The following is a 12,340-nucleotide window of genomic DNA, read 5'->3' on the forward strand; positions in this document are numbered from 1 at the left end:
ACTGTTAACACCTTGGGTACAAAGTTATCCACAGGGTGGGGATAACTCTGTGGAGAACGAATTCCACAGCCTTTCTCCACACCCTGTGGATAAGTGTTTTCACGCTTCCCACAGCCCGCACAAAAACTTCGAACACAACCTAATACGCTGCTGATCTGCGGTTATCTTGGCCCACACGTTCGGTAAATTACAAAAATGTAGTTATCCACAATGTGGATAACTTATGTGGAATTCTTTCGCACAGAGGTTTTGGTGGATAACACGCCCGAGTTATCCCCAAAGCCCAGCTCGCAGCGCCGCTGCAACAGCAGCTATCACCCCGATAATCCAAATCCCCAGCCAACGCAGCCACGCACGTTGGCGAAAGAGGAATGGCGCCAACAGCAGTCCTGTGAGCAAACCGCCCAAGTGCCCCCACACGGAGACGTTCTCCGCCACAAAGCTGTAGGCAACGTTTGCTACGACCAAGACGATGGGCGCGCGCAGATCAAGACCGCGGCTGCGGTACACACCAATGAGTAGACCCATGAGCGCAAAGAGAGCGCCGGAGGCACCCACCGTGGGTGTGCCGAAATCCATCCACAGCACTGCGGCGGAAGAGCCAACAATGGAGATGAGATAGGCCGCCACGTACAGCGCGCTGCCCAGGGCGCGTTCTACTTCCCTACCCACAAAGAACAGCATCACCATGTTGACCAAGAGGTGCCCGGCGTCGAGGTGCATAAAGCCCGCGGTAATGACAGTTGTGGGGTGCTCGGACACTTCAGGGCCCCACAGCGTCCAGTCTTGGGCCAGCATGCTGCGATAGTAGGGCGCGGAGAGGGATGAGCCTTGAATGGCCGCGGCACACCAGGCACCGATGCACAGCACCATAAGCACCAGGGTGGCCGGTGCTGATTTCAGATAGTTCTTCACGCAGACTCCTAAAACAACGAGCCCGCCACCACATCACGTGGCAGCGGGCTCAGATGAAAAGCTAAGAACGCTTAGGCGATCTCGATGGACTCGATGACAACGTCCTCAGCCGGACGGTCCATGCGGTCGGTGGAGACCTTCGCAATCTTGGACACGACTTCCTGGGAAGCCGCGTCGGTGACCTCACCGAAGATGGTGTGGTGGTTGTTCAGGTGCGGGGTCGGCGCCACGGTGATGAAGAATTGGGAGCCGTTGGTGCCCGGGCCGGCATTCGCCATGGCCAGCAGGAACGGGCGGTCAAACTGCAGCTCCGGGTGGAACTCATCCTGGAACTGGTAGCCGGGGCCGCCACGGCCGGTGCCGGTCGGGTCGCCGCCCTGGATCATGAACTGGTCGATGACGCGGTGGAAAATAGCGCCATCGTAGAACGGGCCGGACTGCTCGCCCTTGGCGTTCTGGGTGGTGTAGTCCTTCTCGCCCTTAGCCAGGCCGATGAAGTTCTCAACGGTTACCGGTGCGTGGTTACCGAACAGGTCGATAACAATGTCACCGTAGTTGGTGTGCATCGTTGCAGTTGCGGTCTTCTGAGTCATGCCAGCCATTGTATGGAAATTTCCACCATTTCGTTGTTCCGCCGCGACGCTGTCAGCGATCTGCGTAGGGTTGCAAGCATGATTCGCGCCGTTCTCTTCGATCTCGATGACACCCTCATGGACCACACCGCCGCGATGCATGCGGCCGTCGAGGAGTGGCTGCCGGGCGGGCACCATGAGCGCTTCGCGGAGATCGAGCGCAAGTGGTTCGCCGCCTACGAGCGCGGCGAGGTCACCCACCAGGGCCAGCGCGTGGAGCGCTGCCGCGAATTCTTGGGCCGTCCAGAGATGACGGAGCAGGAGGCGCTGGCGGAATATGCCAAGTATTTGGCCGCGTATGAAAAGCACTGGCAGGCGCTTGGCGACGCCCTCCCCGCCCTCCAGCACGTCCTATCCCTGGGCCTCAAGGTCGGCATTCTGACGAACGGTGCGCGGGACATGCAGGAGGCAAAACTACGGGCGGGCGGGCTCGACCTGCCAGGCGTTGAGCTCTTTCCCACCGTGGAAATGGCTAAGCCAAAACCGCACCGAGAGGCCTACCTCGAGGCTTGTCGGCGCCTAGAGGTAGAGCCTGGCTCCACGCTCATGATTGGTGATTCGGTGGCTAATGACGTCGAGGGTGCACGTGCAGCGGGGCTCAAGGCACTGCACTTCGATAGGGCCGGAAACGGAGACATCGCCGCGCTCAGTGAGCTGACGGCGATGGACCACTTTTAAAAGGTTTAAATCCAAAGATTTAAACCCCTAGAGGCTGGCGCGGACCTCGTCACGGGCGAGGACCAGGTTGCGCAGGGAGGCCTCGGTCTCCTCGTAGCCGCGGGTCTTCAGGCCGCAGTCCGGGTTGACCCACAGGCGCTCGACCGGCACGTTCTTGAGTGCCGCGCGGATAAGCTCGGCCATCTCCGCCACGGACGGGATGCGCGGGGAGTGGATGTCGTAGATGCCCGGGCCAATCTCGGAGTGGAACTTCTCATCGATATCCTCGAGCAGCTCCATGCGGGAGCGGGCAGCTTCGATGGAGGTGACGTCGGCGTCGAGGCCGGCGACGGCGTCGATGATCTGGCCAAACTCCGAGTAGCAAAGGTGCGTGTGGATCTGGGTTTCAGGCTTCGCCTGCAAGGAAACCACTCGGAAGGAGCGCACCGCCCAGTCGAGGTAAGCCTTGCGGTCCTTCTCGCGCAGCGGCAACAACTCACGCAGGGCGGGCTCATCGATCTGGATGATGTCGATGCCGGCCTCTTCGAGGTCACGGACTTCGTCGGCCAGCGCCACGCCGAGCTGGTCGGCGGAGACGGACTGGTGGACGTCATCGCGCACGAAGGACCAGGCCAGGATGGTCACCGGGCCGGTGAGCATGCCCTTGACGTGCTTCTCGGACAGGGACTGCGCGAACTTCGCCCACTCGGTGGTCATGGCCTTCGGGCGAAAGATGTCACCAACCACGATTGGCGGACGGGTGCAGCGGGATCCGTAGGACTGAACCCAACCGTTCTCGGTGACGACGAAGCCGTCGAGAAGCTCGGCGAAGTACTGCACCATGTCGTTGCGCTCCGGCTCGCCGTGGACCAGGACGTCGAGGCCCAAGCGCTCCTGCAGCTCGATGACGGACTTCACCTCGTTGCGCAGGGCCTCGGTGTAGTCGGCGTCGGAGAGCTCGCCCTTGCGGTGCGCGGCGCGGGCGGCGCGGATCTCAGAGGTCTGCGGGAAGGAACCGATGGTGGTGGTCGGCAGCTGCGGCAGGCCGAGGGCCTCCTGTGCCTTGTTGCGCTCCGCGAACTCCGGCTGGCGCTGGACCTGGCCCTCCGGCAGCTGCGCGGTGCGCTCCTGCACGGCCTGATTGTGGATACGTGAGGACTCGGCGCGGGTGCGCACGGCGCGGTCGGCCTGCGCGTATGCCTCCGGGGCGTCGAGCGGGCCGGCGGCGAGTGCCACGACCTCGCGGACCTTCTCGTCGGCGAAGGCGAACCAGGTGGCAACGTCGACCGGCAGGGAGGTCTCCGCCTCGACGGTGTGCGGGACGTGCTGCAGGGAGACGGAGGTGGTTACGGTGACGCCTTCGCCCAGGGTCTCGAGCTTTTCGCGCAGGTCGCGCAGGTTGGCGGCCCAGACGTTGCGGCCGTCGACAAGGCCGGCGGCGAGGTGGGTGGCTTCGGCAAGCTTGGCGACGCGCTCGAGGTAGGAATTGTCCAGCGCCAAGGTGCCCACCGAGAGATCCACCTGGACCGCTTCCGGCTTGAGCTCAGCGATGGCGTCGAGGCCAGCATTGAGGGAACCATAGGGCGTGGTCAGGTAGACCTGCGGTCGCTTCTTCGCGCCGAGGATGCGGCCATAAGAGCTCTTGAGCGCGGCGGCGAGGGTGGCGTCGTCAGCCGCGGCGAGGTCAGCGACCAGGGCCGGCTCAACGAGCTGGAGCCACTCCACGTTGGCGTCGGCAAGCTGCTCCAGCACGGTGAGGTAGGAGTCCACGAGCTCATCGAGGCGGTCGAGCGGCTGCTTGGTGGCGCCCTCAGCCTGCTTGGACAGGGCCAGCAGGGTCACGGGGCCAACGAGGACCGGGCGCACGGTGTGGCCTGCGGCGCGAGCCTCCTCGACGATCTTGAGCACGCGCTGGGGGCGGGCACTAAAGGTCTGGTCATCGCTGATTTCAGGGACGATGTAGTGGTAGTTGGTGTCGAACCACTTGGTCATCTCCAGCGGCGCGGTGTCCTTGTTGCCGCGGGCCAAGGTGAATTCGTCATCGAGGCTCTCGCCCTGGGCAGCGCCCACGGTCAGCGCGGTCTCGAGGACGTGGTCGTAGTACGCAACGTCCGCCGGGATGGCGTAATCCTCAGTGAGACCCAGCTCCTTGAGGCGGGCGTAGGTATCGAGGCGCAGGGAGTGCGCGGCGGATTCGAAGGTCTCGGCATCAATCTTGCCGGACCAGTAGGACTCCAGCGCGCGCTTAAGCTCACGATGGGCACCTACGCGGGGATAGCCCTCAATCGTTGCCTTGGGAAATGGTGCGGTCATGGGGTAACTCCAATTCGATGTAGCAGGTCAGTCGTAATGTCTGGATTGTTATGCGTGTAGATGTGCAGCCCGTCGGCGCCGGCGTTCATCACCGATTTCGCCAGGGAGGCCGTAAGCTGCATCCCGATTTCTTTCTCTTCCTCGGGGGAGGTCGCTGCCGCGAGCTGATCGAGCACCTGCGGTGGCCCGTCCAGCCCGGACAGCTGGCACATTCGCTCCACCCGAGCACGGCTAGTCATCGGCATGATCCCGGGGATGAGCGGAATGCGCACGCCCGCCAGCCGGGCGCGTTGGGCGAAGCGGACGTAATCCTCCGCGTCAAAGAAGAGCTGGGTGATGGCGAAGTCAGCGCCGAGGCGTTGCTTGGCCAGGAGAACGTCGATGTCCTCGTCCGCCGTGGCGGACTCGGCGTGACCGTTGGGGTAGCAAGCCACGCCCACGGCCAAGCGCCCAGCGGCCAAGCGCGCCACGCGGGCGGATTCCCAGCGGCGGATGAGCCGGACGAGGGAGTCGGCGTGCGGCAAGTGGCCTTCGGGCATCCCGCCCTCGGGCAGGTCGCCGCGAAGCGCGAGGAGGCCGCGCACGCCGGCGTCGACGAGCGTGTCGATCCAGCCAACGAGCTCTTCCTCCGTGCCGGCAGTACAAGCCAGGTGCGCCAGGGGACGCATCGCGGTATCGCGCGAAATCTTCTCAATGAAGGCCGCGGTTCCCTCCAGCCACCCGGAGCGCTGGGAGCTGGTGACGGCGATGTAATCGGGGTTATATGCGGCAAGCGTGTCGAGCAAACGGTCAATCTTTTTGGCGTCCGCATCGTGGCGCGGTGGGATCACCTCGAAGGAGAGAGCGGTGCGCTGTGGTCGCTTAGGCGTATCTTCGCTGATTTGGTCTAGTGGCGCGGATGCGGAGAGTCGCGGGGACATGCTCACCTCCTCTGCAGGTTATCGTGGTCGGTCATCTGTGCTGTTGGTGGAAAACGTACCAAGCTGTCCATTTTGAGCGAAAGCATTTAGGAAATGGTCATACCTTTCCAACCCAGCCAGCTGCACCGTTGCCCAAACCTGTGGTGAATAAAAAGGCCACTGTTCCGTACAAAGCTGTCTATTTTCTTTGAACCGCTCTCTACTTTCGTCCCGTGGTGGCAGGACGTAGCTGCCGCCACTACGCTGAAAGGGAGTATCCAGCGCTAACGCGGACACACATGTGCAGTGTCCCGTCCGGCGCAGACAACCACTCCATAAACAGTTACCCACCGAGCAATCGCCTCAAGCATTGACGTAAAGGAGCATCTCTCCCGATGAACCCCACCGCACTGTCCACAGCAATTAGCGCCACCTCCGCCCTGGTGGAGCGCCTCAAGGAACGCCGCGATGAAAAGGCTCGCGAGGCCTACTCCGTCCTGGAGACCGCCGCCGCCCGCATGGAAGAGCGCGATGACGAGTGGTTCCCGGAGGCACGCCGCGAAGCCGGTGCCGTGACCAAGGCCGCGCATGCCCGCCTCGAGCGCACCCTCGAACAGCTCAAGGAGCGCAGCGAGGAAGCAACCGAGAAGCTCTCCGCTGCCGCCGCAGACGCCCAGGACAAGGCCACCAAGAAGTGGGAGAAGACCCAGAGGCAGGCTGAAAAGAAGGCCACCAAGGCCCGCAAGCAGGCCAAGAAGAAGGCTTCCAAGGCTGAGAAGAAGGCACAGAAGCAAAGCGCCCAGCTGCAGAAGAAGGCCCGCGCCATCAGCGGCAAGGATAAGAAGAAGGGCTCGAAGATCTGGCTGATCTCCGCGCTGGTTGCCGCCATTGCTGCCATCGGCGGTGGCATCTACTACTTCTTCACCCAGAAGAAGGAGAAGGAATCCGCCGTCCCGCCGCGCGTTGAGGACTTCTCTTCCCCGTCCGCACCGCAGGGTTCCACCTTGGTCTACACCTCCACCACCGAGGATGACGCCAAGAAGGAGTCCGACTTGGCCGAGGAAGGCGTCGTCGAGCGCGATGAAGAGCTGCTGGGTTCCCTCGATGAGCAGCTGGCCAAGCACCGCGAGGAAGAAACCGCCATCCAGGACGCCGTCGAGACCGAGATTGAGGTCAGCAACGCCGACAAGAAGGATGCCGACACCTCCCGCATCACCGATGATCACGAGTCCGAGGGCAAGCACCGCCTCCAGACCGAGGACGAGAACTAACCCCCCAACCTTGGGGGTGTGCATTTCGTTGCCTTGATCTCACTGCGTTGCCCCCGCGCGCCCGACCTGCTTGAATTGAAGGCTAATCGGCATCGATCCTCATAGATCGGTGCCCGCGCGCTGTTTTGCGCGGGAAGCCCTATCAACAGCAGGCAAGGAGATCAGACATGAGCTTTGAGTCGCTCGTAGTCAAGCTCAAGAACGGGGAGACCTTTTATTTCCCCGCAGGTGCCGTGAGCGGCGATCCGTCCACCCGCGTGGACAACCTGCGCTTTGCCATTGAAAACGGCACGCAGTTTAGCTCCGTCGATGATTATGGAGTCGACCGCGAGTTCAACGGCTATGACGTGGAAAATTACCACCTAGCTTAAGTTCCCACAGTGAGTCACCGATCGTAATCTGAATCACTCATCCATCCTTTTTTGCGCTATAGGATGAGTCTTTATGACTCACTATCCACGCATGCGGACGTGGTCGTGGTATCTCCCCGATGAGCCACCTTCCGGCGAGGTTTCCCTCACCGAGACCACCAACTTCTCCCGCCCAGCTAAAGCCACGTGGCGTCTGCTCGGCGCCCAGCGCACCGGCGTTATCGGCATCTTCGTTGCCACCCTCATCAACGCGCCGCTGGGCGCGTTGGTCTCCGTCATCGTCGGCCAGACCACGCAGTATGCCTTCTCCGAGCCTTCCTGGCGCACCGTAGCGCTGCCGCTTGCGGCCACGGCGATCCTCCTCTTCATCGCCTATATCTGCGAGGCCACGGCGGATGCCTTCACAGACTTATCCCAAGCCCGCACCACCCATACGCTGCGCCTTAACCTGCTGGATAAGTTGCTGAGCGCTTCCACTGCAGGCATTAGCCCCGGCCGGCTGCTCAACACGATGGATGAGGATTCGCACTACATCGGCCAACTCAAGCAGATCCTCAACTTCCCACTGGTCATGGTGGGCTACCTCTTGGGCGCGGTGGTCAGCCTGGCCCCGATTTCCTGGCAGGTCTCAGCTGTGCTGCTGATTGGTGCACTCGCCACCGCGCTGGCCTCCTGGGCCACCACGAAGCCGCTGACGAGGATCGCCGCGCGCCGCCGCCAGTTGGAGAACACCGCGCTTTCACTCGCCACGGACTTTGCTCAAGGCTCCCGGGTCATCAAAGGCCTCGGCGCCAAGGACATCGCGCGCCAACGTTTTTCTGACGCCGCCCAGAACTCCTTGGGTGCCATGCTCCGCGAGGCCAAGCTGTCCTCCCTCATGGCCTGGCTGCGCCAGATGGTTCCCGCGTCCTTTGCCGTGGGCATTCTTGCCTGGACCTCCTGGGAAACCTTCGAGGGCCGCATCGCCCCCGGCGGGATGATGGCGATCACCATGCTCGTCCCGCCCGCGCTCACCGCGCTGGGTGTGTCTCTCGGCCTGCTCACGGAGAACTGGGCGCGGGCGCGTGCCTCCGTGGAGCGCGTCGGCGAGCTGCTCGGACAGCTTTCTTCCAACACCACCGAGGCCGCCGGCACGCCGATTGACCTCTCCCCCGGCTTGCACGTGTGGATGCCTATCAGCACAGAGGGGCGCAGCACCGTGGACTCTTGGGTGCGCTACCTCCATGAGCACGGCGCCTTGTGCCCGCCACACCGCATCTCCGTGTTGGAGGGCACCCTGCAGGACAACGTCGATCCGCTCCGCAGTGCTAGCGCTACGCAGCTTCACGACGCCCTCCACGCCTCCGCCTGCGAGGATATTGTTATCCGCCTCGGTGGGCTTGGTCCCAACGGCGAGCTACCCACCGCGCCCATCGGTGAGGCCGGCCTCAACCTCTCCGGCGGCCAGCGCCAGCGCGTCGCGCTTGCCCGCGCGCTCGCCCTCGACCCCGATGTCCTCGTGCTGGACAACCCCACGACGGGACTGGATTCGTTGACCCTGGCGGACGTCGCCAAGCGCGTGCGTGAACTGCGCGCCGGCAAGACCACCGTGATCATTACATCCGCCTCCACGTGGGCCGCCAACGCCGATGAGGTGGTGGAGCTATGAGCCAGCAGGATCGCGCGGATGCCCTTGCACCTGCCTCCCCGCGGGAGTGTCTCCGTTTTCTGAAGACCCTGCCCAGTGCGCCCAGTCGGCTTGGCATCGCCCTTTTCTTCGGACTGTTTACCGTTACGGTCATCATGATGAACCTGGTCTCCCAGGTGCTTGGCCGCGTCGTGGACATCATCCAGGGCGTGGAGATCCCCATCCTTGGCACGGGGCGCGCAGCCATGGTGGGCGCGCTCGTTGTTATCGCGGTGGGCTTCCTCGTGGAGGTCACCGGCCGCACAGTGGGCCGCTTGTTGGTTACCTCCACTACCCGCCGTCTCTCGGTAGATCTGCGCACCTCAGCGCTGGATTCCACCCTCGGCGCCCCCGTGCCCGCCGTCATGGAATTGGGCACCGGCAACATCATCACGCGCCTGTCCAAGGACATCGACACCGTCGTCATGACCATCTCCATGATGGGTGACCGCCTCGTGCTCACGCTCTTCATGCTGCCGCTGACCGCGCTCATGATGATCTTCATCCACCCCGCTTATGCGCTGCTCTTCATAGCGGTGAGTTGTCTGCTCTACCCCTTCATCCGCGGCACCATGCGGGATATCCCCGCCGTGGCCAACGAGGTGTCCTCGGTGGAGGCCTACCGCAACAACGTGCTGCTGGACACCATTCGCGCCCTGGAGACCCTCCGCCAGTTCTCCCTGAAAGACTGGGCGCATGCACGCATGGAGCGCTATTCCTGGGACACGGTACAGGCCTGGGGCGACAAGGTGCCGCTCATCAACCGCATCCTGGGCCAAGGCGCCCTGGCCTTCGCGGTGTTGCTGCTGGGCTCCGTCCTCATGTCCGTGCCCATGGTGATGTGGGAATGGCTGACACCTGGCGAGGCCACCGCCGCTGTGCTGCTGGTCATGCGGCTGGAGATCCACGTATTCAACATCCTCTTCTTCGCCGGCGAGATCCAGCATTCCGTGACCTCCCTCGGCCGCGCGGTGGCTCTGGCCACCCTGGAGAGCAGCGCTGGTACGAAGGAGCTCAAGGACACGCCCCGGCTAACCTCCGCGCCGGCCATCACCATTGATCACCTTTCCTACGCCTACCCCGGCGGGGCACGCGTGCTTGACGACGTCTCCCTAACCCTCTCCGCCGGCACCACCACCGCCCTAGTTGGTACCTCCGGCGCGGGTAAGTCCACGCTCGCCGCCCTCGTGGCGGGCCTGCAGTACCCATCGGCGGGGAACATCAGCCTCGATGGCATCGATACCGCCTCAGTGCCCAATACGTGGATTACAGAGCACGTCGCGCTCATTACCCAAGAAGTCCATCTCTTCTCCGGCACCTTGCGCGAGGACCTGCTCCTGGCCAAACCTGACGCCAGCGATGAGGAGCTGTGGCAGGCGCTTAACACCGTGGGCTTGGATAAACATTCGCGGTGGCTGCCCCAGGGCCTCGATACGCTCATTGGTGCGGGCAACGAGGAAATTGGCGCTGAAGCCGAGCAACAGCTTTCCCTGGCCCGCATGATCCTGCGCCAGCCGCCGGTGCTCATCATGGATGAGGCCACCTCCGAAGCCGGCTCTGAGCACGCCGAAGTGCTCGAACACGCCGCCAAGGCAGTCACGAGGGGCCGCACCGCGCTCGTCGTTGCCCACCGCCTGGACCAGGCTCGCGAGGCCGACCGCATCATCGTGATGGAACAGGGTCAGATCGTCGAGGATGGCACCCACGCCGAGCTGATGGACCTCGGCGGGCGCTATGCCTCGGCCTATTCCCAATGGGAGCACGGCTCATAGGTGGTGCACGCCGCGTCCTACCATGGAAGCTATGCATCTTCTTTCCCTCACCGAAGCTGACCGCACCTACCTGGCCCGCATCAATTTCCTCGCCGATACCTTCGGCGATGAGCACAAGGAGCTTCCTGCGGGTTTCGAGGAAGGCTTTGACTACTACCTCGGCGGTTGGGAGCCTTCCCGCGGAGGTTTCATCGCCTGGGAGGGCCACGTCCCTGCCGGTGGCGTGTGGCTGAACTGGGGAACGGCGCAGCGCCATGGTTTCGGCCACGTTATTGAAGGCATCCCAGAGCTTGCTCTAGCTGTGGAACCTCGCTTCCGCAGCCAGGGAGTGGGCACCATGCTTATCGACGCCGCCACCGAACTCGCCCGCGAGATGGGCGCCCCAGGCATCTCGCTGTCGGTGGCTAAAGATAATGACCGCGCCCACCGCCTTTACCTGCACCTTGGCTTTGAGCCGGTGAGCGAGAGAAGCGGGCACATCGTCCTGGTCAAGCGCTTCAAGGATGCCGACTAAGTTAAGCGAAAAGCTAAAGGGCGCTCACTGTGTGAGCGCCCTGTGGAGCATAGGGGAATCGAACCCCTGACCTTTGCATTGCGAACGCAACGCTCTACCAACTGAGCTAATGCCCCAATACCTGTAGAGCGTACTCCTCTCGGTAAAAGCAACGAAATCACCCCTATTACGGGCCTAGCGAAACCTCAGGAGTTAACTTCTTTCACTCTAGTTGCGTGTCACTAGGGATAATCCACCTTCACCGGACAGACAATAAAGCGTCTTAAGAAAGTCTGTGGAAGGTTGTCATGCGCCGAAAAAGTGTTCTTGTCCGCTCCCTCATCGCCCTTGCAGCAGCCACGGCCCTGCCTGGCGCCGCTGCTGCCGTGGAGCTTCCCCAGCCGGTGATTCAACAGCCGACGTTGCCACAGCTCCCCGACGTCCAGAAGGACATCCAACAACTAGAGCACGACGCCTACGATGCTCTTCCCAAGGAGCTTCAAAATAGTCCTGTCTTTGCCGGCTCCTCGCGGCCGGCTGCGAAGCCCGCGCCGACCGGCAAACAGCAGTCGCAGTCGGTTGCTGATGCCACCTGCTCCAACTGCGTGGCTATCACCTATGACGATGGCCCCGGCGAGTTGACCGCTCAGCTCCTCGACACCCTGAAGGCCAAGGACGCCCACGCCAGCTTCATGGTCTTGGCTCCCAGTGCCACCGCGCACCCGGATCTGCTGCGCCGTATGAAGGCTGAGGGCCACACCGTGGGAAACCACACCGCATCCCACCGCGAGCTCAACAAGCTCTCCCCCAGCGACGTGGACGGCGAGATCAAGGCCGGGGCCGCGGCAATCAAGGCAGCAACGGGTGAGAACCCGCGGTGGATGCGTCCCCCGTACGGTGCCACCAACGGCACCGTGGACGCCGCTGCGAAGGCTAATGGCCAGGCACAGGCCCTGTGGTCCGTCGACACCGTGGATTGGAAGGACCGCAATTCCGAGCACGTCTGTGAGGCCGCAGTCAGCGGGGCGCAGCCCGGCTCCATCGTCCTCATGCACGACATTCACGCCACAACCGTAGGGGCCGCAGACTGCGTCATCGACGGACTGCGCGCGAAGGGCCTGGAGCCAGTCAGCCTCGACCGCCTCATCCCCAATCCGCAGGCGGGAAAGCAATACCTCACCCGCTAGCGCACAGCAGCCTGTTCTGGGACCAAACTAAAGGCACCTTATGCAGATTTCCGTATCCATCTACCTGGTGTTTTCGGGTCGGAGGTCTCCATATGGTGCCTTTAGTTTGGTCCTTTAACCCGCCCCTGTGGGCTTAAGGGACATTTCGTGTGGATAAATCGATA

At 62.8% G+C, this 12,340-nt stretch carries 11 protein-coding genes and 1 tRNA gene; 7 read left to right on the forward strand and 5 right to left on the reverse strand.

Features of this window, described 5'->3' with window-relative positions:
• Window positions 1-270: 270 nt before the first annotated feature.
• On the reverse strand, window positions 271-915 hold the full coding sequence (locus HMPREF2698_RS03615; protein WP_070562144.1) for a rhomboid family intramembrane serine protease: 645 nt from the start codon (window positions 913-915) through the stop codon (window positions 271-273).
• A 71-nt stretch (window positions 916-986) separates the two neighbouring features.
• Window positions 987-1,517, reverse strand: a complete 531-nt coding sequence (locus HMPREF2698_RS03620) for a peptidylprolyl isomerase (RefSeq protein ID WP_039672975.1) — start codon at window positions 1,515-1,517, stop codon at window positions 987-989.
• Between the two features lie 69 nt (window positions 1,518-1,586).
• Between HMPREF2698_RS03620 and HMPREF2698_RS03625 the strand changes: the two genes are divergently transcribed.
• Window positions 1,587-2,225, forward strand: a complete 639-nt coding sequence (locus HMPREF2698_RS03625) for an HAD family hydrolase (RefSeq protein ID WP_070562147.1) — start codon at window positions 1,587-1,589, stop codon at window positions 2,223-2,225.
• 27 nt (window positions 2,226-2,252) lie between these two features.
• On the opposite strand, the gene metE is transcribed toward HMPREF2698_RS03625, so the two are convergent.
• A complete protein-coding gene (metE, locus tag HMPREF2698_RS03630; protein WP_070562150.1) occupies window positions 2,253-4,517 on the reverse strand; it encodes a 5-methyltetrahydropteroyltriglutamate--homocysteine S-methyltransferase in 2,265 nt (754 codons plus the stop codon).
• Window positions 4,514-5,437: a methylenetetrahydrofolate reductase gene (locus tag HMPREF2698_RS03635; protein ID WP_070562153.1), complete on the reverse strand. Its 924-nt coding sequence runs from the start codon at window positions 5,435-5,437 to the stop codon at window positions 4,514-4,516. The genes metE and HMPREF2698_RS03635 overlap by 4 nt, the downstream gene beginning before the upstream one ends.
• Before the next feature lie 374 nt (window positions 5,438-5,811).
• Between HMPREF2698_RS03635 and HMPREF2698_RS03640 the strand changes: the two genes are divergently transcribed.
• The 5 genes from HMPREF2698_RS03640 to HMPREF2698_RS03660 all read left to right on the forward strand — a co-directional run bounded on the left by HMPREF2698_RS03640 (window position 5,812) and on the right by HMPREF2698_RS03660 (window position 11,010).
• A complete protein-coding gene (locus HMPREF2698_RS03640) occupies window positions 5,812-6,687 on the forward strand; it encodes a hypothetical protein (protein ID WP_070562156.1) in 876 nt (291 codons plus the stop codon).
• Window positions 6,688-6,854: 167 nt separating this feature from the next.
• Complete coding sequence (locus tag HMPREF2698_RS03645) at window positions 6,855-7,058, forward strand: hypothetical protein (RefSeq protein ID WP_070562159.1); 204 nt, start codon at window positions 6,855-6,857, stop codon at window positions 7,056-7,058.
• 73 nt (window positions 7,059-7,131) lie between these two features.
• Entirely contained in the window at window positions 7,132-8,706 is a 1,575-nt protein-coding gene (locus HMPREF2698_RS03650) for an ABC transporter transmembrane domain-containing protein (protein ID WP_070562161.1), read from the forward strand.
• Window positions 8,703-10,496 (forward strand): ABC transporter ATP-binding protein, encoded by a 1,794-nt coding sequence (locus HMPREF2698_RS03655; protein WP_070562163.1) that lies wholly within the window; start codon window positions 8,703-8,705, stop codon window positions 10,494-10,496. Before HMPREF2698_RS03650 ends, HMPREF2698_RS03655 begins: the two co-directional genes overlap by 4 nt.
• Before the next feature lie 22 nt (window positions 10,497-10,518).
• On the forward strand, window positions 10,519-11,010 hold the full coding sequence (locus HMPREF2698_RS03660; protein ID WP_070562166.1) for a GNAT family N-acetyltransferase: 492 nt from the start codon (window positions 10,519-10,521) through the stop codon (window positions 11,008-11,010).
• A 43-nt stretch (window positions 11,011-11,053) separates the two neighbouring features.
• On the opposite strand, the gene HMPREF2698_RS03665 is transcribed toward HMPREF2698_RS03660, so the two are convergent.
• Window positions 11,054-11,126 (reverse strand) — tRNA-Ala (locus HMPREF2698_RS03665).
• A gap of 171 nt (window positions 11,127-11,297) precedes the next feature.
• On the opposite strand from HMPREF2698_RS03665, the gene HMPREF2698_RS03670 reads away from it, so the two are divergent.
• Window positions 11,298-12,176 (forward strand): polysaccharide deacetylase family protein, encoded by an 879-nt coding sequence (locus HMPREF2698_RS03670; RefSeq protein WP_070562169.1) that lies wholly within the window; start codon window positions 11,298-11,300, stop codon window positions 12,174-12,176.
• Window positions 12,177-12,340: the final 164 nt, after the last annotated feature.

Origin of the sequence: Corynebacterium sp. HMSC072A02 (genome assembly GCF_001810085.1) — a bacterium.
Lineage (GTDB): Bacteria > Actinomycetota > Actinomycetes > Mycobacteriales > Mycobacteriaceae > Corynebacterium > Corynebacterium hesseae.

What these genes read in the sequence shown, in the direction of transcription:
- HMPREF2698_RS03620 (WP_039672975.1), bottom strand. Translation starts at nt 1,517, where the DNA reads ATGGCTGGCATGACTCAGAAGACCGCAACTGCAACGATGCACACCAAC.
- HMPREF2698_RS03625 (WP_070562147.1), top strand. Translation starts at nt 1,587, where the DNA reads ATGATTCGCGCCGTTCTCTTCGATCTCGATGACACCCTCATGGACCAC.
- metE (WP_070562150.1), bottom strand. Translation starts at nt 4,517, where the DNA reads ATGACCGCACCATTTCCCAAGGCAACGATTGAGGGCTATCCCCGCGTA.
- HMPREF2698_RS03635 (WP_070562153.1), bottom strand. Translation starts at nt 5,437, where the DNA reads ATGTCCCCGCGACTCTCCGCATCCGCGCCACTAGACCAAATCAGCGAA.
- HMPREF2698_RS03640 (WP_070562156.1), top strand. Translation starts at nt 5,812, where the DNA reads ATGAACCCCACCGCACTGTCCACAGCAATTAGCGCCACCTCCGCCCTG.
- HMPREF2698_RS03645 (WP_070562159.1), top strand. Translation starts at nt 6,855, where the DNA reads ATGAGCTTTGAGTCGCTCGTAGTCAAGCTCAAGAACGGGGAGACCTTT.
- HMPREF2698_RS03650 (WP_070562161.1), top strand. Translation starts at nt 7,132, where the DNA reads ATGACTCACTATCCACGCATGCGGACGTGGTCGTGGTATCTCCCCGAT.
- HMPREF2698_RS03655 (WP_070562163.1), top strand. Translation starts at nt 8,703, where the DNA reads ATGAGCCAGCAGGATCGCGCGGATGCCCTTGCACCTGCCTCCCCGCGG.
- HMPREF2698_RS03660 (WP_070562166.1), top strand. Translation starts at nt 10,519, where the DNA reads ATGGAAGCTATGCATCTTCTTTCCCTCACCGAAGCTGACCGCACCTAC.
- HMPREF2698_RS03670 (WP_070562169.1), top strand. Translation starts at nt 11,298, where the DNA reads ATGCGCCGAAAAAGTGTTCTTGTCCGCTCCCTCATCGCCCTTGCAGCA.